26 protein-coding genes and 1 pseudogene are annotated in these 20,685 nt (G+C 68.8%); 18 read left to right on the forward strand and 9 right to left on the reverse strand.

All coding sequences use genetic code 11. The annotated features are described in order from the left end of the window. Positions 1–9: 9 nt before the first annotated feature. Both QR64_RS01085 and QR64_RS01090 read right to left on the reverse strand, forming a co-directional pair. Complete coding sequence (locus tag QR64_RS01085; protein WP_235366952.1) at positions 10–1,239, reverse strand: LCP family protein; 1,230 nt, start codon at positions 1,237–1,239, stop codon at positions 10–12. A 223-nt stretch (positions 1,240–1,462) separates the two neighbouring features. Further along, on the reverse strand, positions 1,463–2,269 hold the full coding sequence (locus QR64_RS01090) for a CPBP family intramembrane glutamic endopeptidase (RefSeq protein WP_006553406.1): 807 nt from the start codon (positions 2,267–2,269) through the stop codon (positions 1,463–1,465). Positions 2,270–2,463: 194 nt separating this feature from the next. Here QR64_RS01090 and QR64_RS01095 point away from each other — a divergent pair, with 194 nt between their 5' ends. Beyond that, positions 2,464–3,765 (forward strand): MFS transporter, encoded by a 1,302-nt coding sequence (locus QR64_RS01095; protein ID WP_037217341.1) that lies wholly within the window; start codon positions 2,464–2,466, stop codon positions 3,763–3,765. A 32-nt stretch (positions 3,766–3,797) separates the two neighbouring features. On the opposite strand, the gene QR64_RS01100 is transcribed toward QR64_RS01095, so the two are convergent. Continuing rightward, entirely contained in the window at positions 3,798–4,565 is a 768-nt protein-coding gene (locus QR64_RS01100) for a DUF2470 domain-containing protein (protein WP_024102653.1), read from the reverse strand. Positions 4,566–4,673: 108 nt separating this feature from the next. Here QR64_RS01100 and QR64_RS01105 point away from each other — a divergent pair, with 108 nt between their 5' ends. The 4 genes from QR64_RS01105 (at position 4,674) to QR64_RS01120 (ending at position 7,729) form a co-directional block, all read left to right on the forward strand. Further along, positions 4,674–5,336 carry a hypothetical protein gene (locus tag QR64_RS01105; RefSeq protein WP_039583633.1) on the forward strand — a complete coding sequence of 221 codons (663 nt, stop codon included), beginning with the start codon at positions 4,674–4,676 and terminating at the stop codon, positions 5,334–5,336. A gap of 73 nt (positions 5,337–5,409) precedes the next feature. Next, the gene (pheA, locus tag QR64_RS01110; protein ID WP_006553410.1) at positions 5,410–6,336 is read left to right on the forward strand and encodes a prephenate dehydratase; all 927 of its coding nucleotides are present in this window, start codon (positions 5,410–5,412) and stop codon (positions 6,334–6,336) included. A 2-nt stretch (positions 6,337–6,338) separates the two neighbouring features. Continuing rightward, positions 6,339–7,001 (forward strand): histidine phosphatase family protein, encoded by a 663-nt coding sequence (locus QR64_RS01115; protein ID WP_039583635.1) that lies wholly within the window; start codon positions 6,339–6,341, stop codon positions 6,999–7,001. 92 nt (positions 7,002–7,093) lie between these two features. Then, a complete protein-coding gene (locus QR64_RS01120; RefSeq protein ID WP_006553412.1) occupies positions 7,094–7,729 on the forward strand; it encodes a TetR/AcrR family transcriptional regulator in 636 nt (211 codons plus the stop codon). 40 nt (positions 7,730–7,769) lie between these two features. On the opposite strand, the gene QR64_RS01125 is transcribed toward QR64_RS01120, so the two are convergent. Beyond that, the gene (locus QR64_RS01125) at positions 7,770–8,345 is read right to left on the reverse strand and encodes a dihydrofolate reductase family protein (RefSeq protein WP_039583637.1); all 576 of its coding nucleotides are present in this window, start codon (positions 8,343–8,345) and stop codon (positions 7,770–7,772) included. Between the two features lie 70 nt (positions 8,346–8,415). On the opposite strand from QR64_RS01125, the gene QR64_RS01130 reads away from it, so the two are divergent. Then, positions 8,416–8,991: a TetR/AcrR family transcriptional regulator gene (locus tag QR64_RS01130; RefSeq protein ID WP_006553414.1), complete on the forward strand. Its 576-nt coding sequence runs from the start codon at positions 8,416–8,418 to the stop codon at positions 8,989–8,991. 61 nt (positions 8,992–9,052) lie between these two features. Here the strand turns inward: QR64_RS01130 and QR64_RS01135 are convergent, their stop codons facing one another. Both QR64_RS01135 and QR64_RS01140 read right to left on the reverse strand, forming a co-directional pair. Continuing rightward, complete coding sequence (locus QR64_RS01135) at positions 9,053–9,832, reverse strand: enoyl-CoA hydratase (RefSeq protein WP_006553415.1); 780 nt, start codon at positions 9,830–9,832, stop codon at positions 9,053–9,055. Between the two features lie 10 nt (positions 9,833–9,842). After that, positions 9,843–10,582, reverse strand: a pseudogene (locus QR64_RS01140) (alcohol dehydrogenase catalytic domain-containing protein). 172 nt (positions 10,583–10,754) lie between these two features. On the opposite strand from QR64_RS01140, the gene QR64_RS01145 reads away from it, so the two are divergent. From QR64_RS01145 to QR64_RS27110, 10 genes are all read left to right on the forward strand, one after another. Further along, positions 10,755–11,948 carry a thiolase family protein gene (locus tag QR64_RS01145; RefSeq protein WP_039583640.1) on the forward strand — a complete coding sequence of 398 codons (1,194 nt, stop codon included), beginning with the start codon at positions 10,755–10,757 and terminating at the stop codon, positions 11,946–11,948. Positions 11,949–12,002: 54 nt separating this feature from the next. Next, positions 12,003–12,764 carry a 3-hydroxyacyl-CoA dehydrogenase gene (locus QR64_RS01150; RefSeq protein WP_019290368.1) on the forward strand — a complete coding sequence of 254 codons (762 nt, stop codon included), beginning with the start codon at positions 12,003–12,005 and terminating at the stop codon, positions 12,762–12,764. Between the two features lie 31 nt (positions 12,765–12,795). Continuing rightward, entirely contained in the window at positions 12,796–13,449 is a 654-nt protein-coding gene (locus tag QR64_RS01155; RefSeq protein WP_006553419.1) for a TetR/AcrR family transcriptional regulator, read from the forward strand. Positions 13,450–13,487: 38 nt separating this feature from the next. Next, entirely contained in the window at positions 13,488–14,471 is a 984-nt protein-coding gene (locus QR64_RS01160; protein ID WP_019290366.1) for an NAD(P)H-dependent flavin oxidoreductase, read from the forward strand. 6 nt (positions 14,472–14,477) lie between these two features. Next, complete coding sequence (locus tag QR64_RS01165) at positions 14,478–15,308, forward strand: acyl-CoA dehydrogenase family protein (protein WP_039583641.1); 831 nt, start codon at positions 14,478–14,480, stop codon at positions 15,306–15,308. A gap of 85 nt (positions 15,309–15,393) precedes the next feature. Then, positions 15,394–15,684, forward strand: coding sequence for an SDR family NAD(P)-dependent oxidoreductase (locus QR64_RS27415; protein WP_235366953.1), 291 nt, complete (start codon positions 15,394–15,396; stop codon positions 15,682–15,684). Further along, a complete protein-coding gene (locus tag QR64_RS27420) occupies positions 15,681–15,860 on the forward strand; it encodes an SDR family oxidoreductase (protein WP_235366954.1) in 180 nt (59 codons plus the stop codon). The genes QR64_RS27415 and QR64_RS27420 overlap by 4 nt, the downstream gene beginning before the upstream one ends. 49 nt (positions 15,861–15,909) lie before the next feature. Then, entirely contained in the window at positions 15,910–16,308 is a 399-nt protein-coding gene (locus QR64_RS01175; protein ID WP_170318549.1) for an NUDIX hydrolase, read from the forward strand. 85 nt (positions 16,309–16,393) lie between these two features. Then, positions 16,394–16,681 carry a putative quinol monooxygenase gene (locus tag QR64_RS01180; RefSeq protein ID WP_006553423.1) on the forward strand — a complete coding sequence of 96 codons (288 nt, stop codon included), beginning with the start codon at positions 16,394–16,396 and terminating at the stop codon, positions 16,679–16,681. Between the two features lie 123 nt (positions 16,682–16,804). Next, positions 16,805–16,966, forward strand: coding sequence for a hypothetical protein (locus tag QR64_RS27110; protein ID WP_016933301.1), 162 nt, complete (start codon positions 16,805–16,807; stop codon positions 16,964–16,966). Positions 16,967–16,993: 27 nt separating this feature from the next. On the opposite strand, the gene QR64_RS01185 is transcribed toward QR64_RS27110, so the two are convergent. Further along, a complete protein-coding gene (locus QR64_RS01185; RefSeq protein ID WP_039583657.1) occupies positions 16,994–17,332 on the reverse strand; it encodes a metallopeptidase family protein in 339 nt (112 codons plus the stop codon). Positions 17,333–17,345: 13 nt separating this feature from the next. Beyond that, entirely contained in the window at positions 17,346–18,404 is a 1,059-nt protein-coding gene (locus QR64_RS01190; RefSeq protein ID WP_033097889.1) for a septum formation family protein, read from the reverse strand. A gap of 36 nt (positions 18,405–18,440) precedes the next feature. On the opposite strand from QR64_RS01190, the gene QR64_RS01195 reads away from it, so the two are divergent. Further along, a complete protein-coding gene (locus tag QR64_RS01195) occupies positions 18,441–18,833 on the forward strand; it encodes an ankyrin repeat domain-containing protein (RefSeq protein WP_006553426.1) in 393 nt (130 codons plus the stop codon). Between the two features lie 11 nt (positions 18,834–18,844). Then, positions 18,845–20,107: a serine--tRNA ligase gene (gene serS / locus QR64_RS01200; RefSeq protein ID WP_039583642.1), complete on the forward strand. Its 1,263-nt coding sequence runs from the start codon at positions 18,845–18,847 to the stop codon at positions 20,105–20,107. A 6-nt stretch (positions 20,108–20,113) separates the two neighbouring features. On the opposite strand, the gene QR64_RS01205 is transcribed toward serS, so the two are convergent. Beyond that, a complete protein-coding gene (locus QR64_RS01205) occupies positions 20,114–20,614 on the reverse strand; it encodes a PaaI family thioesterase (protein ID WP_006553428.1) in 501 nt (166 codons plus the stop codon). Positions 20,615–20,685 lie beyond the last annotated feature (71 nt).

The following is a 20,685-nucleotide window of genomic DNA, read 5'->3' on the forward strand; positions in this document are numbered from 1 at the left end:
CGGCGTCCGTCAGGGGGCCGGAGCGAGCAGTTCCGGCGGGATCGGGTCGCCCTCCGAGATGGCTCCGAAGAACGGCACGGCGCGCTCACGATCCCACAGCAAGACGTTGCCGATGCCGTAGACGTCGTCGAATCCGCCCACCGGAACCGTCGTGGTGACCGTCTCGCCGCGCATCGCCCACGCGAGTCGTGCGAGGTTCCACAGGTGGTCGCCGTCGTCGACCCGCAGCGACCCGGCCGCACCCGACATCAGCGACCATGCCCGGAAGGGGTTCAGGAAGGTGCCGGGACTGGTGGCCTTGCTCAGCAGCGCCGACAGGAACAGGCGCTGGTTGTTCATCCGGTCCAGGTCGGCGAGCGGGGTGGCGCGGGTGCGCACGAAGCCCAGGGCCTGCGCTCCGTTGAGCTCCTGGCATCCCGGTTCGAGCCTGAGTCCGGCGAGGGGGTCGTCGATCGGATAGGGCACGCAGATGTCGACCCCGCCGACCGCGTCGACGATCGACGCGAACCCGCCGAAGCCGATCTCGGCGTAGTGATCGATGTGCACGCCCGTGGCGCCCTCGACCGTCTGCACGAGCAGTTGCGGTCCGCCCAACGCGAACGACGCGTTGAGCTTGTCCTGGCCGAAGCCCGGGACGCTCACGTAGGAATCGCGGGGCAGCGAGACCATCGTCGTGGCGCCCCCACCGGGCGGGATGTGGACGAGCAGCACCGTGTCGGTGCGGTCGGCGCCGACCTCCCCGCCGGTCGCGAGTTCCTGTTCCTGCTCGGGGGTGAGGCCCACGCGGCTGTCGGAGCCGACGAGCAGCCAGTTCGTGCCGGGGGTGTCGCCGACCCGGCCGTCGTAATCGGCGAGCGCATCGACGCGCGCGAGTGTGCCGTCGAGGTAGACCATGCTCGCGCCCATCGCGACGACGAGCACCACCAGGACGATCGCGAGTCGCCGCAGGATGCGCCGGGCACCGAGCGGGCTGCGTGGTGCCGGTCGTGAGGGCGGGCCCGGTCGTGAAGGCGGTGCCGCAGGGCGTCGCGGGGGTGCGGGCGGTGGTGTGTTCCCGCGCGGCGGGCGACGGTTCGGGGCGGGGTCGGCGATCCGTTCGGGTCGCTGCGTCGGTGCCCAGTCGCGTCGTTGCTGCGGGGGCGGTTGCTGCCGGTCCTGCCGCGGAGCGGGCCGGTAGTTCGGGGCGGGTGCCTGCGACCACGCCTGCGGTGACTGCGGTCGTCCGTCGCGCCGGAGCACCTGGGTGCCCTCGGGGGACGGCGGGGGGCCGCCGCGACGCTGTGACGGAGGAGCGCCCCGTCGCTGTGACGGAGGAGCGCCCCGTCGCTGCGGTGGCACCCCGCGCTGCGGGTTCGGCGGTACTGCCCGCCGGGCAGGAGGGCCCTGCGGGGGAAGTCCCTGCGGAGGCCGCGGCCGGTTCCGAGGGTCGCGAGGGTCGCCGTTCACCCGGACAACTCTACGTTCAGGGCAGCCAGGAGACGTGGCCTCTCAGTGCTTGGTAGCCCACGAAGGCGATGGTGTCGATGAGCGCGTGGGCGATCACGAGCGGCCACAACCGGCCGGTGCGCTGCCAGTAGCGCCCGAAGACCAGGCCCATGACGACGTTGCCGAACCCGCCGCCGACGCCCTGGTAGAGGTGGTAGCTGCCGCGCAGCAGGGCGGAGGCGAGCAACGACGAATTCTCCGACCAGCCGAGCTGCCGCAGGCGGGTGAGGAGATAGGCGACGACCAGGATCTCCTCCGCCCCGGAGTTGGCGATCGCCCACAGCACCTCGGTGGGCAGTCGCCACCAGTAGTCCTCGAGCAGGCTCGGCGCGACCGTCAGGTTCAGGCCGGCGGCCCGCGCCACCAGGTACAGCACCAGTCCGGGGAGTCCGATCAGGGCGGCCAGCCCCAGGCCGGGCAGCAGGTCCCGGCGCAGACCGGGTCGGGCGAGGCCCGCGAGTCGCGGTCCGACACCGCTGCGCCAGAGCAGGTACAGGCCGAGGGCACCCCAGGCGAGCAGGCGCACGATGCCGAGGAGTTGGCGGGCGAGATCGATGAACCCCTGCGACGAGCGTGGCGTGTTGAGGGCGACGGTCTGATCCGACAGCGGTTCTGGTGCCAGCGCCGCCTCGGCCAGCGACAGGATCGACGAGATCCCGCTCAGGCCGAAGGTGACGAGCAGGACGATGGTGATCTCGATCCACAGCGCGCGGCGCTCGGTGGGGTCGAGGGGCGGCTCGGGGTTGCGGGATGCGGGCCGCAGCCAGTCGCGAAGGGTCGTCACCGGAGCGATTGTGCCGGACCCTGCGTGGCCGGTCCTTTCGCCGCGGAGAGGCGCCCACCGGTTCGCGGTGATGTGTCCAATTTGACAGCGGTCCATGTGACCCATCACACTTCACATCGCCCGACCGATCGATCGCTCGGGTGCGGATAGGGGCCTTGGGGGCCGAGGGGAATCTGCGACCCGGAAGTAGGGACATGAACATCGAAACATCTGAGAAGAATTCTGTTGCAACAACTTCGGTGACTCTCGCATCGAAGAAGAAGTCTCTTCTCGCCAGCTCCGTGGGCAACATCCTCGAGTGGTACGAGTGGAGCGCCTACGCTGTGTTCGCTCCGTTCATCGCCGCAGCGATGTTCAACAGCGACAATCCGGTCTCGGCATTGCTGTCCACACTCGCGGTCTTCGCCGTCGGATTCCTGATGCGACCGCTCGGTGGCATCGTGTTCGGCCGCATCGCCGACAAGCGCGGCCGCAAGTTCGTGCTCGTCACGACCATGCTCATGATGGCCGGTGGCAGCCTCGTCATCGGGCTCATGCCCACCTACTCGTCGATCGGCGTGTGGGCGTCGGTGCTCCTGCTGCTCGCCCGCGTGGTGCAGGGCTTCGCGCACGGTGGCGAGTCGGCGACCGCCTACTCGTACGTCAGCGAGATCGCGCCGCCGCATCGCCGCGGCATGTGGGGCAGCGTCGCCTTCGTCGCGATCTTCGGCGGTTCCGTGCTCGCGTACACGATCGGCGGAGCGGTCACCTCGACGCTCTCCGAGAGCGCCGTGGGCGAGTGGGGATGGCGCGTGCCGTTCCTCCTCGGCTTCTTCCTGGCGCTGTTCGCCCTCTACCTGCGACGCAGCATGGAGGAGAGCGAGGTCTTCGACCAGCAGGAGACCCGGGTCGACGAACCGCGTATCCCGCGCAAGGTGGTCGTGCGTGCGATCCTGCTGATGATCGGCATGACCTCGGGTGTCACGGCGGCGCACTACACGTGGACCTCGTACGTCTCGACGTACGCGATCACGCAGAAGGGCATGGACGCCGACACCGCCTACTGGATGCTCGTCATCGCCCAGGTCATCGCGCTGGTCTCGCTGCCCTTCTGGGGTCTGCTCTCCGACCGGATCGGCCGGCGCCCGATGCTCGGCGGCTTCGCGGTCCTCATGTTCGCGCTGCAGATCCCGCTGACGTCGATGATCACGTCGGCCGGGTGGACGTTGCTCGTGTCGACCACTCTCGCCCTGCTCATCGTGTCGATCCCGGGCGCGATCCTGTCGTGCACCCTGTCGGAGAGCTTCCCGACCCGCCTGCGTACCCAGGCCATCGGCTTCGCCTACTCCTTCTCGGTGGCGGTCTTCGGTGGCACTGCGCCCTACTTGAACCAGCTGCTCACCGGCTGGGACATCGGCTGGGTCTTCGGGGTCTACATCATGGTGCTGTGCGTCGCGACCGGCATCGCTGCGCTGATCATGAAGGAGACGAAGGGTATCGACCTGCAGAAGGTCTGATCGTTCGGATGATCCCTGCCGCCGCGTACCGCTCAGGTGCGCGGCGGCAGTCCGTTTCGGAAGGGGCAGCCGACGAGCAGGCGCAGCGCGCGGCTCAGGGCGGCGGGATCGTCGACCGGTTCGTGGAAGGGGATCCGCACGTCGTGGTCGTCGCCTTCGGACTCGACGCGTAGCCGCAGTCCGTAGCGGTCGAGGCCCAGGGGGCGGATTCGTCCGCCGCGGTGCGCGGGCGGGATGCGTCGCGCGATCTGCCGCACGATGTCGGCGTGGTCCTCTTCGAGGTGCTGGAGCCACCCGGTCTCGAGTGCGGCGAACGGGTCGGGAGCGGCGTCGAGGACGTCGGCGACGTCGACGGCCTCGGCCCCGGTGGTGTCGGCGGCGACGACGGAGTCGAGCGTCAGGCACAGCAGTTCGGAGCGGTGTCCGACGTCGAGGAGTTCGGGATGCGGCAGGATCTCCGCGATCTCGGCGGCGACCCGGCGCGGATGCTCCACGGGACGCAGGGTGCCGCTGAGCCAGATGAGCGACCGGACCGGATTGCGCAGGGCGATCGGGGAGTGGTCGGTGAGCTCGAGCATGGCGGGGATGCCTGCGCTGCCGGACTGCCAGGCGAGTGCGACGGGGAGGCTGTCCTCGGCGACGACCACCGCGACCTGTCCGTCGTCGAGGAGATGATGAACCGAGGTGGGGAGTGGATCGCAGCCGTCGATCGCGAGCTGCGTCGTGTCGGCGCGGATGAGGGCGGTGCGTACGCGTTCGGCCGTGGTCGGCGCGGGGATGACGGATGTGGTGGTCTGCATGCCAACCCTCCTTCTCGATGTAGGTGAGGCAAACCTAAGTTATTGTGATCGCGGTCGCAAGTGGTCCGTCGGTAGCCTGGATCGGTGCCGATCCCACTTCCCCTCGGAATGCCGCCGTCCCGCGACGAGCCCCGCGGACTGCTCGACGCGCTGCTCACACACCGGCACGACAGCCTCACCGACGCCCTCGCCGCGACCGGCCGCACGCCCGCCCCGCCGATCGTCCCGGCCGCTGCCGTCACCGGATCACCCACCCGCGAACTTGTCGTCGAGCTCGACGCCTCGGCCGAACTCCCCTCGCCCGCCGGGTGGCGTCCGGTCCGGTATCAGGTCGACTGCACGGCCGAGGACCTCGAGGACGTTCTCGCGATCACCGCGCCGGCACCGCTGGTCGTCTACCCGCACGTGCCCGACGCCGCGCTCGCCGACGCCGCCCGCGCGCTCACCGAGGCCGGTCACATCCCCGGCCTGACCGCAGGTCGCGGGGGCGACGCCGTCGCCGACTTCCTCTCCGTCCTCGCCCACGCCGACACCGGTTACGCCGCCCGCGCGACCGGCACCGACGACGTCGTCGCCCTACTCTCCGCCACCGTCGCGGCGCTGAGCGGTTTCGACGTCCGCGAAGCCCTCGGGACTCCCGACGTGGCCCGGCTCCGGCGACTCGTACCGGAGGCCGCCGCGGCGGTGCGGGAGATCCTGCTGGTCGTCGAGGTCGACGACACAGACGCCGTCGTTCGGGAGCTCGAGGCGCTCGACCTCACCACCGACTGACACGGGCCACCGCTCGGGTGCGGTTCACGCAGAGTCCGCCTTCCCGTCACGACCGATGCGTAACCTCGTACACGTGCCACGTATCGCCTATTTCGGACCCTCGGGAACGTTCACCGAGATGGCCCTCGACCGCTTCGAGAGCCTCGGTGCACTCGACGTGCTCGGCGACGGATCCGCCGACGTCGAGCGCGTCTCGGCCGCCGGCCCGCCCGCTGCCCTGCAACTCCTGCGCGACGGGAAGGCCGACGGTGCCGTCGTCCCCATCGAGAGCTCCGTCGAGGGTTCGGTGCCGCCCACCATGGACGCCCTCGCGCTCGGGCCGCGCCTGCAGATCGTGTCCGAGGTCGAACTCGACATCGCGTTCACGGTGGTCACCCGCGAAGGGATCACCCGCGATCGTGTCCGCACTATCGGTGCCTATCCGGTGGCCGCAGCGCAGGTGCGTCGCTGGATCGAGGACCACCTGCCCGACGCCGAGGTCGTGACCGCGGCCTCCAACGCGGGAGCCGCCGAGGACGTCGCGTCCGGCAAGGTCGACGCGGCGGTGTCCACGGCGCTCGCCGGACAGCGGCTCGGCCTGTCCGTCCTCGCCGACAAGGTCGCCGACTTCGAGGGCGCCCGCACCCGCTTCGTGCTCATCACGCGGCCGCGGCCCGTGCCGAAGCGCACCGGTGTCGACCGCACCTCGGTGGTGCTGCAACTCCCCAACGAGCCCGGCTCGCTGGTGCGCGCCATCACCGAGTTCTCCACGCGCGGAATCGATCTGTCGCGTATCGAGTCCCGGCCGACCCGCAGGGAATACGGCACCTACTTCTTCCACTTGGACTGTGTGGGTCACATCGACGACGCGCTGGTCGCCGAGGCGCTGCAGGGATTGCACCGCTTCGCACAGGTGCGGTTCCTCGGATCGTGGCCCGCTGTGTCCGAACACGGTGTCCCACCCGTGTCGGACGACGAGGATGCGCGGTGGCTCGACCGACTGCGGCGCGGAGAGGACTGACGGTGAGCGGCAGATTGATCCTGGCCCGGCACGGCCAGACGGTGGCGAACGTCGCCCGGAGGCTCGATACGAAACTCCCGGGCGCGGAGCTCACCGAGCTCGGCGTCGAACAGGCCCGCACGCTCGGGAAGAACCTCGTCGAGCAGACGCCGTCGCTGCTCGTCGCGTCGCAGGCGCTCCGCGCTCGGCAGACGGCCGAGCACGCGGCATCGGTGGTGTCGCTCGAGACGGTCGTCCGCGAGGGCGTGCACGAGGTGCAGGTCGGCGAGCTCGAGGACCGCAGCGACGAGGAGTCGCACAAGTTGTTCATGAAGGTCTACGAGGAGTGGCACAACGGCGACCTGCGGGCGCGGGTCCCGGGCGGTGAGTCGGCGCTCGACGTGCTCGACCGGTACCTGCCCGTCCTGGAGTCGCTGCGCAGCGACTATCTCGATGCCGGTTCGGGTGACGTCGTGGTCGTCAGTCACGGTGCCGCGATCCGGCTCGTCGCCGCCTATCTGGGGAAGGTGCCGTCCGGCTTCGCCATCACCAACCACCTGGCCAACACCGAGACGGTCGAGCTGGTGCCGGTGGCCGGCGGTGGCTGGGAGTGCGCGCGCTGGGGAACCTTCTTCGCGCCCTTCCACGACACCGCGCGCGGTGGTGCCGACGACCCGATGGGGTGATACCGCCCACCTTTCGATCCTTCGAGCGTAAAACGTACGGGTATCCTCGGGGCGTCCGTATGAAGTAGCGATCGGTAGGTAGGTGCGGTTTCATGGGTGCTTCGAGCGACGGGGCCGACACCCTCACCAACGGTGAGGCGATCCCGGACTGGCGCATCCTCGAACCGATGCAGCTCAGTCCCATCCTCACCGCTGCCCTCGACGCCTTCTACGAGACCGGCTTCCACGGCACCTCGGTGCGGGAGATCGCGCGCCGCGTCGGCGTCACCGTCCCGGCGCTCTACTACCACCACGAGAACAAGGAAGGGCTGCTCATCGCCCTTCTCGAGCTCTCGACCAGCGACGTGCTCTCCCGAGCCCACGCCGCCGCCGAGGACGCCGACGGCGACCCGGTGCGCAGGCTGTCCAACGTCATCGAGGCGATTGTGCTGCGCATGACCCTGCGGGCCCGCCTCGCTGCGCTCGAGGGTGAGGCCCGCTACCTGAGCCCCGAGAACCGCCAGCGCTACCGTGCGGTGCGCAAGGGCGTCGAGCAGCTGGTGCGCCAGATCGTCGAGGAGGGCGTCGCCGCGGGCGTGTTCGACGTGGACGATCCCGCCGAGACCACGCGTGCCCTGCTCGGCATGTGCCAGTCGATCCCGCGCTGGTACCACGCGGAGGGCACGCTCAGCCCCGAGGCCGTCGCGCAGAAGTACGTCGGTATCGCCCTCAAGACCGTCGGGGTCTGACGGCCGGATCCGGTGTCGATCGAACTTCGGCGGTCGAAGTTCAGCGTCGGTCGAACCAGGTGACCTGCGTGCCGTTGCTGAACTCCTCGCGCGCGGTGACGTCGAATCGCGTGGGGACGAAGTTGCCCGACAGTGCCGGGATGCCGTCGCCCGCGATCACCGGATAGCTCTTGAAGATCAGCCGGTCGATCTCGGCGAACAGTTGCCCCGCGATGTTGCCGCCACCGCAGAGCCAGATGTCGAGCCCCTCTTCCGCCTTCAGCTTTCGGATCAGCTCGACCGGGTCGGTGTCGACGATCCGAACCTGCGGATCGTCGACCGGCGCGAGAGTGCGGGACACGACGTACTGCTGCATGTGGCTGTACGGGCTCGTGAGTCCCAGCGAGAGACCGGGTTCGTAGGCACCGCGCCCCATGATCACCGTGTCCCATTCCTTGTTCGGCGTGTCGACCGGCATGCCGACCTGTTCGCGGAGCGCGGTGGGGACGGCTTCCGGATATCTCGCGCTCATCGCCGCTGCCATGTCGTCGCAGATCGGATAGAAGTCGTACTCCCCGTTCGGCCCGGCGATATAGCCGTCGAGGGTCACTGCCACGTAGTAGACGAGCTTTCGCATGGTGGACCGCCATTCGTAGTACTATGGATGAAGTGGTTTGAAGGTAGTACTACATATGGAGTGGTGTCAAGTGGTTCGGACGAATCCGGAACGACGACAGGCCTTGTTGGATGCCTCGATCGAGGTGCTGGCGCGCGACGGTGCGCGCGGGCTGACCTTCCGCGCGGTGGACAAGGAGGCAGGGGTCCCGACGGGGACGGCGTCGAACTACTTCGCCAACCGCGACGACCTGCTCGTCCAGGTGGGTCACCGCTACTACGAGCGGCTCCTGCCCGCCGACGAGGTCATGGCACAGTCGCAGGCGCCGCAGACCCGCGAATCCATGATCGAGCTGATGACGGAGGTGGTCGACCGGCTCATCCGGTTCCGCGCCGGCTATCTCGCGCTCCTCGAACTACGCCTCGAAGCCACCCGACGGCCCGAACTGCAGGCCCTGCTCACCGAGCGGGTGCGCGCCGACCTGGATTTCAACATCGCCAACTACCGGCACTCCGGCCTGCCGGGCGGTGAGAACGCCGTCGTGCTGCTCTATCTCGCGTTGAACTGGCTCGTGCTCGACCGACTCACCCTCCCCGGGATCGTCGACGAGGACCGTGTCGCCGAACTGGTGCGGGCGGCCGTCGAACGCGTGATCCCCGACGCCTGAAACGACTTCGGTGGATCCGACCCCGCTCAGCGAGGCCGGATCCACCGACATCGTCGACGGTTCAACGACGGAAGTTCGCGGTGCGCTTCTCCTGGAAGGCCGTCACACCCTCGGTGAAGTCGGCGCTGCCGAGCAGGACGAGCTGCCCTTCGCGCTCGCGGGCGAAGGCGTGGTCGAGTTCGGTGAGCGTCGCGTCGTTGATCGCATTCTTCGTCGAAGCGAAGGCGGTCGACGGGCCGTCGGCGAGCCGATGCACGAGAGTCTCGACCGCACTGTCGAATTCGTCGTCCGCGTAGACGTCCGAGATGAGTCCGGAGGCCAGCGCTTCACCGGCCGGAAGTCGCTCGGCCAGCAGGGCCATCTTCAGCGCCCGCGCGCGACCGATCGACGCGGCGACGAGCGCGGACGCACCCCCGTCCGGCATCAGACCGACCCGGGTGAAGGCCAGCAGGAAGTATCCCGACTCCTTTGCGACGGTGAGATCGCATGCCAGAGCGAGCGATACGCCGACACCCGCGGCCGCGCCGTTGATCGCTCCGACGACCGGCCGGGGGAACACCCGGATCGCGGCAACCGCGCGGTTGGCGGCGTCGATCGTGTCGGCGGACGGCGGAGCGCTCAGGTCACGACCGGAAAGGTCGGCGCCGGAACAGAACGCGCGACCGACGCCGGTGAGCACCGCGACCCGGACGGAGGTATCGTCGGCGTACTTCTCGAACGCATCGGCGATCGCCTCGAGCGTCTCGGTCTTCACGGCGTTCATCCGCGAGGGACGGTTCAGGGTGACGCGCAGGACGCCGTCGTCGACGGTCGTGTCGACACCGGGCAGGTCGTCGGTCATGGCTGTTCTCCTAGGGTCGGGACGTCAGGTCGAGCGCGACCTTGCCGGTCGCGGAACGGTTCTCGAGCGAACGCAGTGCTGCCGGAGCTTCGTCGAGGGGATGGAGGGTGGGTTCGGGGACGACGAGCGTCCCGTCGCGCAGCAGCGGTTCGAGTGCGGCCCACTGCCGCGCCGGGTACCCGGGGTCGGTGCGGAGGTACTCGCCCCACCCCGCGCCGACGACCGAAATGTTCTTCAGCAGAAGGCGATTGACCTTCACGGTGGGAATGCTGCCGCCGTGAATCCGAGAACGACGGCCCGTCCACCCGGCGCACCGTGGACGAGGACGATCTCACCCGCCCGGTACCGGGCGCGCTCGTCGAGCGCGAAGTGCGCGGTGAAGTAGTTCATGAGCATCCCGGCGCCCGCGGTCAGCGACACGCTGTCGGGCAGCGGGAAGACCAGCTCGCGCGGCAGTGCGACGGTCTGCTGCCACGATCCGTCGATGGACAGCACGGCGACGCGTTGTCCGGCGGTGAGGCCGCTGCCCTCGGGTGCGCTGCGGACGATGCCCGCTGCTTCGGCGCCGAGCACGCACGGCAACGGCCGGACCATCTGGTAGCCGCCGGTCGTCTGCAACAGATCGGGAAAGGACACGCCGGCGGCGTGTAGGTCGACGAGGACGAGCGAATCGCCTGCCTCGGGTTCGGGGATGTCGGTCACGCGGACGGCGTCGGGGCCGGCGTGCTCGGTCAGTTGCGCTGCGCGCACGGGCGTCTCCTCGACTCGGGTCGTGATCCATCACTATCAGAGTGGCTTAGCGTGCGCTAGCTCTCAGAGATCATTGACCGAGCGCTAAGTCCGTGGTAGAGCTTTTAGCGATCGATAAGTACGCCGCTGGGAACGTCTCCGGCCCGCACGCTGCACTTTCGAAAGGATCGTCATGACCAACGCTGTCATCGTCGACGTCGTCCGTACCGCTGTCGGTAAGGGCAAGCCGGGTGGTGCCCTGTCCGGCACCCACCCCGTCGAACTCCTCGCCCACGTCCTGCGCTCGCTCGTCGAGCGTAACGACATCGACCCCGCGCAGGTCGACGACGTGATCGGCGGCTGCGTCGCCCAGGTCGGCGAGCAGTCCCTCAACATCTCGCGCACCGCGCTCCTCGCCGCCGGTTTCCCCGAGTCGGTGCCCGCGACCACCATCGACCGCCAGTGCGGATCGAGCCAGCAGGCCGCGCACTTCGCCGCGCAGGGTGTCATCGCCGGTGCCTACGACATGGTCATCGCGTGCGGTGTCGAGTCGATGAGCCGGATCCCGATGGGCACCGCCACCCTCGGCAAGGACACCCACGGCCCGAGCATCCGTGCCCGCTACCCCGAGGGCCTGGTCAACCAGGGCATCTCGGCCGAGCTCATCGCCGCGAAGTGGAAGTTCGACCGCGACGCCCTCGACGCCTACTCCGCGCAGTCGCACCAGCGCGCCGCCGCCGCCCACGAGGCCGGCCGGTTCGACAAGGAGATCGTCCCGATCACCGTGGAGAACGCAGCCGGTGAGCAGGTCGAGCACACCGTCGACGAGACGCTGCGCGCCTCCACCACCGCCGAGGGCCTCGCCGGCCTGAAGCCGTCCTTCTACACCGAGGAGTACGCCGCCAGGTTCCCCGAGGCGCAGTGGGTCATCACCCCCGGCAACTCGTCGCCGCTCACCGACGGTGCGTCGGCCGCGCTCATCATGAGCGAGGAGATGGCGAACAAGCTGGGCCTGACCCCGCGCGCCCGCTTCCACTCGTTCTCCGTCGCCGGCGACGACCCGGTCTTCATGCTCACCGCCCCGATCCCGGCCACGCAGAAGGTGCTCGCCCGCGCGGGTCTGGGCATCGACGACATCGACGCCTACGAGGTCAACGAGGCGTTCGCGCCCGTGCCGCTCGCCTGGGCGCACGAACTCGGTGCCGATCCGGCCAAGCTCAACCCGTGGGGTGGCGCGATCGCGCTCGGCCACGCACTCGGCTCGTCGGGCACCCGTCTGTTGTCGACCCTCGTCAACCACCTCGAGGCCACCGGCGGTCGTTACGGCCTGCAGACGATGTGCGAGGGCGCGGGCATGGCCAACGCCACCATCATCGAACGTCTCTGACTTCTCGAAGTCTCGAAGATCTCCGAACCGCAACCACTCTCGAAAGGGTAATCAATGATCGTCAACGACAGCGTCGCCGTCGTCACCGGTGGTGCCTCCGGCCTCGGTCTCGCCACCGTCAAGGCCCTGCTGAACGACGGTGCCCAGGTCGTCATCATCGATCTGCCGTCGTCCAACGGTGAGACCATCGCCAAGGAACTCGGCGACCGCGTCCGCTTCGTCGCCGCCGACGTCACCGACGAGGCCGCCGTCACCGAGGCCCTCGACGTCGCCGAGTCGCTCGGACCCGTGCGTGTCGCGGTGAACTGCGCCGGCATCGGCAACGCGATCAAGACCGTCAGCAAGAAGGGTGCCTTCCCGCTCGACGCGTTCAAGAAGGTCGTCGACGTCAACCTCTTCGGCACGTTCAACGTCATCCGTCTCGCCGCCGAGCGCATCGCGAAGACCGAGCCGATCGACGGCGAGCGCGGCGTCATCATCAACACCGCTTCCGTCGCCGCTTTCGACGGCCAGATCGGACAGGCCGCCTACTCGGCGTCCAAGGGCGGTGTCGTCGGCATGACGCTGCCGATCGCCCGCGACCTCGCGTCGCTGCTCATCCGCGTCGTCACCATCGCACCGGGCCTGTTCAAGACCCCGCTGCTCGGCTCGCTGCCGGAGGAGGCCCAGGCCTCGCTCGGCGCACAGGTGCCGCACCCGGCCCGCCTCGGCGATCCGTCCGAGTACGGTGCCCTCGCCGCGCACATCGTCTCGAACCCGATGCTCAACGGCGAGGTCATCCGCCTCGACGGCGCGATCCGCATGGCTCCGCGCTGACCCGAGCACCGACTGTGAGAGGAGGGGGTCGATGACCCCGGCATACGAGGCCGAGGAATCCGACACGCCCCACGCGGACGTGCCGTGCGCGGACTGGCGTGAGTTCCAGCCTCTGGGGCTCGACCCCATCCTCGAACACGCCCTGGAAGCATTCAGCGAGAACGGCTTCCACGGCACCACCGTCCGCGACCTGGCCGGCCGGGTCGGCGTGACGGTGCCCGCGCTGTACTACCACTACGAGAACAAGGAAGCCGTTCTCGTCACGCTGCTCGACGCCGCCGTCCTCGACCTCATCGACCGTGTGTCGGCCGCGGTCGCGGACGGCGGCGACGACCCGGTCGCCCGCTTCGTCAACGCCGTCGAGGCGATCGTGCTGAACATGACCCACCGTGCACAGCGTTCGGGCCTGGATTCCGAAGTACGCCACATTTCCCCGGAGAACCGCCGGACCTACGCCGCGACCCGCAAGCGTCTCGAGCTGATGATGCTCGACCTGGTGCGCGAGGGCGTCGAACAGCAGGTGTTCGACGTAGACGACGTCGAGGAGGCCGTGCGCGCCCTCCTCGGGATGTTCCAGTCCATCGTCCGCTGGTACCAGCTCGGCGGTCCCCTCACTCCCGCTCGGATTGCCCAGCGGTACATCGTGATCGCACTGCGGGTCGTGGGTCACCACCCGGCCGCCTGAGAGTCTTTCCAACCACCTCCACGCAAGGAGTCCATGCCGTGCTGACCACCGCCTTCACCGAAACCTTCGGCGTCCGCCATCCCATCGTGCAGGGAGGGATGCAGTGGGTCGGCCGTGCCGAACTCGTCGCAGCGGTCGCCAATGCCGGCGCGCTCGGCATGATCACCGCTCTGACGCAGCCGACCCCCGAGGATCTCGCTAAGGAGATCGAACGCACCCGCGAGCTCACCGACCAGCCGTTCGGCGTCAACCTCACGATCCTGCCGGCGATCACCCCGCCGCCCTACGAGGAGTACCGCCAGGTCATCATCGACTCCGGTGTGAAGATCGTCGAGACGGCCGGATCGAATCCCGCGCCGCACCTGCCCGACTTCCACGCTGCCGGAATCAAGGTGCTGCACAAGTGCACCAGCGTCCGGCACGCCGTCAAGGCGCAGGACATCGGTGTCGACGGCATCAGCATCGACGGTTTCGAATGCGCCGGGCACCCCGGGGAAGACGACGTCCCCGGCCTCGTGCTCATCGCCGCCGCGGCCGAGAAGATCACCATCCCGATGATCGCCTCCGGCGGCTTCGGTGACGGTCGTGGTCTGGTCGCGGCCCTCGCGCTCGGCGCCGACGGCATCAACATGGGCACCCGCTTCATGTGCACCGAGGAATCGCCGATCCACCGCACCATCAAGGAAGCCATCGTCGCGGCGAGTGAGACCGACACCGAGCTCATCTTCCGTCCGCTGCGCAACACCGCCCGCGTCGCGAGCAACACCGTCAGTCGCGAGGTCGTCGAGATCCTCGACCGCGGAGGACAGTTCGAGGACGTGCGCGAACTCGTCGCCGGTGCCCGCGGCCGCCTCGTCTACGAGAACGGCGATCCCGAGGCCGGCATCTGGACGGTCGGTACCGTCCAGGGAATCATCCACGACATCCCCACCGCGGGGGAATTGGTCGAGCGCATCGTCGCCGACGCCGAGAGTCTCATCGCGGAGCGTCTGAGCGGCATGATGTCGCGCGTGAACGCCTAGGAAGCCATGAAACGCACCCATTTCGACGACGATCACGAGGCGTACCGGGAGACCGTGCGCGAGTTCCTCGCCCGCGAGATCGAACCGAACTACGAGCGGTGGGAGGAGGAGCGCCTCGTCGACCGGTCGGCGTGGATCGCCGCGGGCAAGTCCGGCATCGTCGGCCTCGGGGTACCCGAGGAGTTCGGCGGTTCGGGCGTGACCGACTACCGCTTCCGGCACATCGTGCAGGAGGAGATCGCGCGCACCGGAACGACCTCCTTCGGCGCCGGACTCGCACTGCAGGACGACATCGCGATCCCGTACATCCTCCACCTCGGCACCGAGGACCAGAAGGCGCGCTGGCTGCCGGCACTCGCCACCGGCGAACGAATCGGCGCGATCGCCATGACCGAACCGGGCGCCGGATCCGACCTGCAGGGCGTGAAGACCACCGCCGTACGCGAGGGTGACGAGTGGGTGATCAACGGACAGAAGACGTTCATCACCAACGGAATCCACTCCGATCTCGTCATCGTGGTGTGCCGCACCGATCCGAACGCGGGGTCGAAGGGCTTCTCGCTCATCGTCGTCGAGCGCGACACCCCCGGTTTCGGCAGGGGCCGCAAACTCCACAAGGTCGGTCTCGCCGCACAGGACACCGCCGAGCTCGTCTTCGAGGACGCCCGCGTCCCCGCCGGGAACCTCCTCGGCACCGAGGGTCGCGGCTTCGTGCATCTGATGGAGTACCCGATCGGGCGCGCCTACGTCGATGCACGCATCCAGACGATCTACGGTGGCACCACCGAGATCATGAAGGAGATCATCGGCCGCGACATCGCTGCCGCGTACGCGTAATCGTTTCAGGGAAGAGGGATTCGATCTTCGACCTCACAGGCAAGCGCGCTCTCGTCACGGGTGCTTCCGCGGGGACGGTCTCGGCATGGCCCGGGATCTCGCCCGTGCCGGCGCCGACGTCACCCTGTGGGGCCGGAGCGAGGACAAGCTCGCGAAGGCCGCGGCCGACATCGGGAGGTTCGCCGGCCGTGTGGCGACCCGCACGGTCGACGTCTCCGACGAGCAGGCCGTGACCGACGGTGTCGCGGCGCTCGTCGACGACTTCGGTGGGCCGTACGTGGCGAGTAAGGCCGCGGTGCTCGCGCTCGCGAACGGCTGTGCCGTCGAGTTCGCGCGTCACCGGATCCGGGTCAGGGCCGGATCGCCACCGACATGACCGGTCCGCTGCAGGAGTCCGACGTCTTCAACTCGAACGTCATCGGCCGTGTGCCGCTCGGCCGGTGGGGCACCCCGGAGGATTTCGAAGGCATCGCCGTCTATCTCGCGAGCGATGCGTCGTCCTTCCAGACCGGCAGCACGACGCTCATCGACGGTGGCTACAGCATGTTCTGACCGGTCCTAAGCTGGTCCGGTGAACCAGCACCCCGCGATTCGTGACCGTGTGATCAGAGTGAGCGCCGTCGTTCTCCGCAACGCCGCCGGTGAGGTGCTCACCGTGCGGAAGCGGAACACGTCGCGGTTCATGCTGCCCGGAGGAAAGCCGGATCCGGGGGAGACCCCCGCCGAGACCGCCGTGCGCGAGTGCGCCGAGGAACTGGGCGCCGAACTGGATCTGTCGTCGTTGCGTCTCGTCGGGGTCTTCGACGCCGAGGCCGCCAACGAGCCCGGTTACCGGCTCGAAGGAACCGTCTACGAACACCCGCTCGTGGAGGTCGCCGGCGCCGCCGCGGAGATCGCGGAGACGCGCTGGCTCGACCCGGCGGCCCTTCCGCTGCCCGACGATCTCGCGCCGCTGCTCGAGCACCACGTCCTTCCCGCTCTCGCCTCGGCCTCCCGATAGTCCCGTTTCCGCAGAGGTATTGCGCAGTTCTCATCCATGGGGAAATGTGATGAGCAGTCACCTCGCACATCACGGAAGGTCTCCCATGGCGCTCACCGCTCTGATCGAACTCGAATTCAAGGCCGACTCCCTCGACGACGCGAAGAAGGTCATGACCCGCGCGCTCGACGAGACGCGACAGTTCGACGGATGCGACGGCATCGAGATCCTTGTGGATCAGAAGAACGAGGCCCGTTGGGTGGTCGTGGAGAAGTGGCGCTCGGCCGAGCACGACGCCGCCTACCGCAAGTTCCGCGCCGGCGAGGGTGCCATCACCGAACTCGGACCCCTCCTGGCGGGAGCGCCGAAGCTCGAGCACTTCACCACCCTCTGAGTCCCCCACCGGAGCGCGGGCGGAGTCGGTCGTCACCCGGCGGAACGCGGACGGTAGGGTGACCCCCGGGGCGGACGTGTGCCGTTTGCCTCGAAGTGACATCGACTGTGGAGGTAACCGGGCATGTTGGAACTCTTCGGCGTCATCGTCGTGTGGCTCACCGTGGCCGTCGTCGCTGTCGGAACCGTCATCATGTTCGTCGTGTCGACGCTCAGCCCGCACTTCGGTCAGCGCAAGGCCAAGGGACCCCGCCTCGACAAGGCGACCGCGGCCCGCAACAAGTAGCACCCGGTACCGATCGCGAAGAGCGCCTCAGCCCCAGCCCAGCTGGTGGAGGCGCTCTTCGCCGATTCCGAAATAGTGCGCGATCTCGTGGACGACAGTGACCAGTACCTCGTGCACGACGTCGTCGTCGCTCTCGCAGATGTCGAGGATCGCGTCGCGGTAGATCGTGATCGTGTCCGGTAGCGATCCCGCGTAGTGGCTGTCGCGCTCGGTCAGCGCGACGCCCTGATACAGACCCAGCAGGTCGGGTTCCTCCTCGTGGCGGGGCTCGACGAGGACCACGACGTTGTCGATCGCCCGCGCGAGTTCGCGGGGGATCTCGTCGAGCGCTTCCGAGACGAGCTCCTCGAAGTGCTCGTCCTCCATGTGCACCGGCACGTCACGACCCCGGCAGGGGAACGGCGCCCGGCAGCGGCGTCGGCAGCGACCGGCCTTCCGGCACGGGCGGCGGCGGCACGGGCGGCTGGCCGTCGATGAGGATGTCGCCCTTGGCGCTGCCGGTGATCGACGAGAATCCGCCCCCCTCGACCTGCTTGCCGATCGAGCAGTTCACCTTGCGGCTGCCGGCGAGCCAGCTGTCGTAGTCGAGGTTGTCCCAGAACAACGTGAGGGTCTTGTTGCGCAGAGCCTCGGGTTCGCCGAGGTACTCGTTGACCAGGCGCGTGCAGGTCTCCTCGAGATAGCCGTCCTGGTCTTCGATGCTCGGCAGACCGCCCGGGAACTGCCCACCGAGGTCGACGACCGCGACGACCTCGAAGGCGTGCGGCTTGGAACACTCCACCGGGTCGGCAGGCACACCGTTGTTGATGCCGATGCAGACGCCGACGTCCCAGGCCCGCGACTGGTCCTGATCGGCGACCCGGCCCTTGATGGGGAGCAGGTTGCCGGTGGTCGACGAGAACTGCAGACCGCACCGCAGCGTGCGTTCGCCGGCCGCCCAGCCCGCCTCGCCGGGGTTGATGAGGCCGATGCTGAACTTGCCGTGCGGGTCGAACCGGCCGTCGAGATAGTCCATCGCGGCGGGTGCGCACTGCTCGTCGCGCAGCTCGGTGAAGCGCGTGACCGACGGGAAGCGTGATCCCGGTCCCCATTCGGTGCCGGGATACAGGCTCAGGTCGATGTCGGCGACCACCTCGAACAGATGCGTCTCGGCGCAGTCGACCTTCGCGAGGTCGCTCGCGTCGAGAGCACTCCAGGTCAGGCAATCGCCGGTGGTGGCGGTACCGAACGCTTCCCCCGCGACCGCGCCGGTCGTGCTGATGTTGGCGCCGGCGCTGTCGTCCCCGCCGCCGGCGCCCTGGAACCCCGCGACGACGAACGTCGCGATCGCCGCCAGGACGGCACCGGCCGCAACGAGCACGAGGGCGCGTCGGGTCAACCGCGCCGAGGGCGGGCGCCGGTCGGGCTTGGGCTTGTTGTCTTCGGCCATCACTTCCATCATGCCTGTTCGAGTGGACGCAGGTAGTTTCGGCTCATGGCCGACGACCCGATCGATCCCGAGATTCTCGAGATCGCCAAGCAGACCTTCGACGCCGCCCGCCAGGGAGACGTCGAGACCCTCACCGCGTACGTCGACGCCGGAGTACCGGTGAACCTCACCAACGAGACCGGCGACACGCTGCTCATGCTGGCGTCCTACCACGGTCATGCCGAGGCCGTACAGGTCTTGGTCGAGCGGGGAGCCGACGTGAACCGGCTCAACGACCGCGGCCAGTCGCCTCTCTCGGGGGCGGTCTTCAAGGGCGTCGAGGCAGTGGTGCGGGTGCTCGCCGAGGCCGGTGCCGACCCGCGTCACGGGCACCCCACCGCGGAGGACACAGCGAAGATGTTCGGGCGCGACGACTACCTGGAACTCTGGCAGCGGTAGGCTTCGATTCCGTGATCGACCTCAAGTTCCTCCGCGAGAATCCCGACGCCGTCCGCGAGTCGCAGCGCATGCGGGGAGAGGACCCGGGCCTCGTCGACGTGCTGCTCGAGGCCGACGCCTCCCGTCGCGCCGCTGTCCTCGCCGGCGACAACGCACGCGCCGAGCAGAAGGCCCTGGGCAAGAAGGTCGGCAAGGCGTCTCCCGAGGAGCGCCCCGCGCTGCTCGACGGCGCCAAGGAGCTGGCTGCGAAGGTCAAGGAACTCGAGGCCGAGCAGCACGCCGCGCAGGAGGCCTTCGATCGCGCGCACCTCGCGATCTCCAACGTCGTGCAGGACGGCGTGCCCGCCGGCGGCGAGGACGACTTCGTCACGCTCGAGACCGTCGGCGAGCTGCCCACCTTCGACTTCGAACCCAAGGACCACCTCTCACTCGGCGAGTCGCTCGGGCTCATCGACATGGAGCGCGGCGCGAAGGTCTCCGGTGCCCGGTTCTACTTCCTCACCGGTTACGGCGCGCTGCTCCAGCTGGGTTTGCTGCAGCTGGCCGCCCAGAAGGCCACCGCGAACGGGTTCACCATGATGATTCCGCCCGTGCTCGTGCGCCCCGAGGTGATGCAGGGCACCGGCTTCCTCGGCCGGCACGCCGACGAGGTGTACCGACTCGAGGAGGACGACCTCTACCTCGTGGGCACCTCCGAGGTGCCGCTCGCGGGCTACCACTCGGGGGAGATCCTCGACCTGTCGAAGGGGCCGAAGCGCTACGCGGGCTGGTCGTCGTGCTTCCGTCGCGAGGCGGGCAGCTACGGCAAGGACACCCGCGGCATCATCCGCGTGCACCAGTTCGACAAGGTCGAGATGTTCGTCTACTGCCGCCCCGAGGAGGCCGCGGCGGAGCACGAGCGTCTGCTGGCCTGGGAGCGCGACATGCTCGCCGCCATCGACGTGCCGTACCGCGTCATCGACGTCGCCGCCGGCGATCTCGGGTCGTCGGCGTCCCGCAAGTTCGACTGCGAGGCCTGGGTGCCCACGCAGGAGCGCTACCGCGAGCTCACGTCGACGTCGAACTGCACGACCTTCCAGGCGCGTCGCCTCAACATTCGTTACCGCGACGAGAACGGCAAGCCGCAGACCGCCGCGACCCTCAATGGCACGCTCGCGACCACCCGCTGGCTCGTCGCGCTGCTCGAGAACCACCAGCAGGCCGACGGTTCGGTCAAGGTGCCCGAGGCTCTCGTCCCGTTCGTGGGACGCGAGGTGCTCGAACCCGGCGCCTGAGAACTGTCAGCGCAGGATAAGGCAGGTGGTCGAACCCGTCGCGAGCAGGCGGCCCTCGGAGTCACGGGCCTCGCCGCGCGCCGTCGCCGTGCGACGTCCGGTGTGCTCGCAGAAGCCCTGCACACGGATGACGCCCTTGCCGGTCTGCACCGGACGCACGTAGCGGACCTGCAGGTCGAGGGTCGTGTACCCGACCCCGGCCTCGAGGGTGCTCGACACGCAGAAGCCCATCGCGGTGTCGAAGAGGGTAGCGAGCACGCCGCCGTGGATGCTGCCCACCGCGTTGGCGTGGAACTCCTGCGGCTCGAGGGTGACCTCGGCGAAACCCTCGCCGGCATCGGTGACGGTGAAGCCGAGCGTGCGGGAGGTGGGGTGGTGCGGGATCGTCCCGTCCATCAGCCCGCGCAGGAAGTCGAGTCCGTGCATGTCGCGGTTGGCCGCCGACGTCGGTGCCGGGTCCTCCCACGTGTAGGTACGCTGCCGCTGCTGTTGCTCGTCCGTGCTCACGATGACCGACCGTATCCCACCTCCGGAGGGGTGACATGTGGAGCCGGGCGTGCCATTCTCGTTGCATGCGC

Source organism: Rhodococcus sp. Chr-9, from assembly GCF_000801125.1.
Lineage (GTDB): Bacteria > Actinomycetota > Actinomycetes > Mycobacteriales > Mycobacteriaceae > Rhodococcus > Rhodococcus pyridinivorans.

Excerpts from the sequence above, each read along its gene's own strand:
- QR64_RS01100 (WP_024102653.1), bottom strand. The coding sequence starts at position 4,565 with ATGCAGACCACCACATCCGTCATCCCCGCGCCGACCACGGCCGAACGC.
- QR64_RS01185 (WP_039583657.1), bottom strand. The coding sequence starts at position 17,332 with ATGGAGGACGAGCACTTCGAGGAGCTCGTCTCGGAAGCGCTCGACGAG.
- QR64_RS01125 (WP_039583637.1), bottom strand. The coding sequence starts at position 8,345 with ATGCGAAAGCTCGTCTACTACGTGGCAGTGACCCTCGACGGCTATATC.
- QR64_RS01120 (WP_006553412.1), top strand. The coding sequence starts at position 7,094 with ATGGGTGCTTCGAGCGACGGGGCCGACACCCTCACCAACGGTGAGGCG.
- QR64_RS01145 (WP_039583640.1), top strand. The coding sequence starts at position 10,755 with ATGACCAACGCTGTCATCGTCGACGTCGTCCGTACCGCTGTCGGTAAG.
- QR64_RS27420 (WP_235366954.1), top strand. The coding sequence starts at position 15,681 with ATGACCGGTCCGCTGCAGGAGTCCGACGTCTTCAACTCGAACGTCATC.
- QR64_RS01095 (WP_037217341.1), top strand. The coding sequence starts at position 2,464 with ATGAACATCGAAACATCTGAGAAGAATTCTGTTGCAACAACTTCGGTG.
- QR64_RS01135 (WP_006553415.1), bottom strand. The coding sequence starts at position 9,832 with ATGACCGACGACCTGCCCGGTGTCGACACGACCGTCGACGACGGCGTC.
- QR64_RS01155 (WP_006553419.1), top strand. The coding sequence starts at position 12,796 with ATGACCCCGGCATACGAGGCCGAGGAATCCGACACGCCCCACGCGGAC.
- QR64_RS01190 (WP_033097889.1), bottom strand. The coding sequence starts at position 18,404 with ATGGAAGTGATGGCCGAAGACAACAAGCCCAAGCCCGACCGGCGCCCG.
- QR64_RS01165 (WP_039583641.1), top strand. The coding sequence starts at position 14,478 with ATGAAACGCACCCATTTCGACGACGATCACGAGGCGTACCGGGAGACC.
- QR64_RS01150 (WP_019290368.1), top strand. The coding sequence starts at position 12,003 with ATGATCGTCAACGACAGCGTCGCCGTCGTCACCGGTGGTGCCTCCGGC.
- QR64_RS01105 (WP_039583633.1), top strand. The coding sequence starts at position 4,674 with ATGCCGCCGTCCCGCGACGAGCCCCGCGGACTGCTCGACGCGCTGCTC.
- QR64_RS01180 (WP_006553423.1), top strand. The coding sequence starts at position 16,394 with ATGGCGCTCACCGCTCTGATCGAACTCGAATTCAAGGCCGACTCCCTC.
- QR64_RS01195 (WP_006553426.1), top strand. The coding sequence starts at position 18,441 with ATGGCCGACGACCCGATCGATCCCGAGATTCTCGAGATCGCCAAGCAG.
- QR64_RS27415 (WP_235366953.1), top strand. The coding sequence starts at position 15,394 with ATGGCCCGGGATCTCGCCCGTGCCGGCGCCGACGTCACCCTGTGGGGC.
- QR64_RS27110 (WP_016933301.1), top strand. The coding sequence starts at position 16,805 with ATGTTGGAACTCTTCGGCGTCATCGTCGTGTGGCTCACCGTGGCCGTC.